1 protein-coding gene is annotated in these 2,420 nt (G+C 47.9%); it reads right to left on the reverse strand.

What is annotated here, in order from left to right:
• Positions 1-1,027 precede the first annotated feature (1,027 nt).
• Positions 1,028-1,909 carry a RepB family plasmid replication initiator protein gene (locus ACSZPU_RS25040; protein WP_499004297.1) on the reverse strand — a complete coding sequence of 294 codons (882 nt, stop codon included), beginning with the start codon at positions 1,907-1,909 and terminating at the stop codon, positions 1,028-1,030.
• Positions 1,910-2,420 lie beyond the last annotated feature (511 nt).

Here is a 2,420-nt window from a genome sequence, read left to right on the forward strand (position 1 = left end):
GCTTCCATCGGGAATAAGGATCTGGCAGCCTGAGTTCCCAACTAAAATACTCTCCAGGAAAACCGGGGCGGTTCATAGTGTGTCTTTCGGTTCCTGGTGGAAAGGTGTCTACCGTCTTAAAACCCCTGAGAATGAATGATTCATATCTTCAATGCGGTAACTGAATGAATATTCTGGGTAGGACCTTCTCGGCGATGATATCCACGGGCTAAAAGCCCTGACCGAGGATATACCCCCTCCACGGCTTTTGATCAGAAAGACATGACGGCACATGAACTGCGAAGTAGCAGCTCCACCGTACCAGTTGCTGTTCACACTTAAGCTGACAGGTACAATGCCCTTTTTAGTGGATCCACTATACCAGGTACAGCACTCACTTCTGCATCATCCGCATATCAGGGCAATTCACTATCCACTGTACCGGGTAAGGCTTTGTGCCCGTACCATCACGCAATCCGGAACAGCTACAAAGACGAGCTCCACTGCACCGGGTAAACCTTACAACCAGGCACCATCACAATATCTGTCCATGTTTCGCAATGTGGCCGATCCACTGCACCGGGTAAAGCACTCAATTCAGCGGCTCTACTATATCGGGTTTAACTTTCACTTCTGCATCATAGGGTTATCAGGACGGTTCAAAATTTATGATCCATTGTACCGGGTAAAGCTTTGTGCCCGCACCATCACGCAATCCGGGACAACTACAATGACGGACTCCACTGTACCGGGTAACCTTACAACCTGGCACCGTCACCTTATCTGGTCCCTGGTTTCGCCAACGCGGCTGATCCACTGCACCGGGTACAGATCACATTTTTGCTGGAAAAACACACAGAACACCAAGGAAAAGTCCGCTGGAAAGGGGTTGAGTCGCGGTTATATTACTGACACCACCCGGTGTAGTGGAGATCCACTGTACCGGGCAAAATAGAGTAAAATGAGAAGGGTCATCCACTATGCCGGGTAACGCAGCCACCCTCTTGACAGAGCAATCTGGCAGGGTAGCTGTGTTTCCCGGCATCGATCATGGCTTCATGTTTCTCTTCAGAATATTCAGTACGTAATCGCCATTTTCTTTATCAATGGAGTATTCCAGAAAGCCGATCTCTTTAAGTTGGCCCAGTGCCTTTTTAACCGTGGCATTCTGGTTTCCGAGGTGTGAGGACAGTTGCAGGCGTTCACGCAACCGGTCGAACCCGATACGATAAAAGGTGCTCGGCAACTCAGCCAGGTACAGATACAGGGCCTGTGCAGACTCCTTACGGGCCAGTTTCTGCAACGTCCTTAGGTAGAGACGGGTTTTACCATCGACGCGATACAACGTATTGAGCTTCGAATTTGGCTTGATGACGATTTTACCAGTGGAACTGTCGTAGTACGTCGATTCAACCAGATGCATGTTTATCGTTATCTGATCGTCTGTACCGGGTATTTTCTTAATGAACGAGATGCTGGTTCGGGCTATTCGCGTAAGCGAGGCATCGAAACGTTCTTTCAGTTGTTTATCAATGCGCTTAGTGTCAAAACCGCAAAACTTCGCAAACTCAGGAAAATTCAGCTCCAGCTGGCCTTCTGAGTCGAGTGGACGGTTAGACAACGCATAAACGATCCCACACCATGATTTGAAGTCCGAGTCCATGTCGAGCCGGGGCCCATAAATTTGGATCTGGCTATAGCCTTCACCCTCTACAATGGATAACCTCGAAAGGGGTTCAGTGGCATCGATGCGGTGACTCTTCCGGCCCCCCTTATCCGTCGATTTCAGCGTCGGTACAAACACACCCAACCGGAGTAAAACTTTCGGCTGGATGGTTTGTTTTAGCGTGGGAAAGAGTTGGATAACTTCGCCTGAATCTTTTAGGGACTCTTCAATGACAAGAGATAACTTGTTGTTATTACTAGACATATTGGAGGATCCTTTTTGTGGATAAGATCTACATCCTACCCGCTATAGTGTATCTAATCCACCCGGTATAGTGGATTATGCACCCTGTACAGTGGATGCACTGCCCGCCATAGTGTATTCCACCCCCTGTACAGTGGACGATGATCCGCTGAGAGGCCTGATATCACTGGCCTGAGAGGATCGTTATTCCTTTTTGATCCGCTATTGATCCTCTATTGATCTTTATTATTATTCTATCCTGTTGATAACTATGCTCTGAAATGTCATGTGGCATCACGATCGAAATGTGAGTAAATTCCGATCCGATCTAAGAACCACTGTTACACACTTCACCCATTACCGAAAAAGTTACTTTTTTACGTTGACTGCAAGATAGTTGTCAGGAGTGCGGATCGGAAGATACAACACATCTGGATGCCTTTAACTACCACACCATTGAACCGCCCCGGTTTTCCTGGAGAGTATTTTAGTTGGGAACTCAGGCTGCCAGATCCTTATTCCCGATGGAAGC

The sequence above is a fragment of the Phytobacter sp. V69 genome, from assembly GCF_965644215.1.
Lineage (GTDB): Bacteria > Pseudomonadota > Gammaproteobacteria > Enterobacterales > Enterobacteriaceae > Phytobacter.

Coding starts and splice junctions, on each gene's coding strand:
- ACSZPU_RS25040 (WP_499004297.1), bottom strand. CDS start 1,909: ATGTCTAGTAATAACAACAAGTTATCTCTTGTCATTGAAGAGTCCCTA.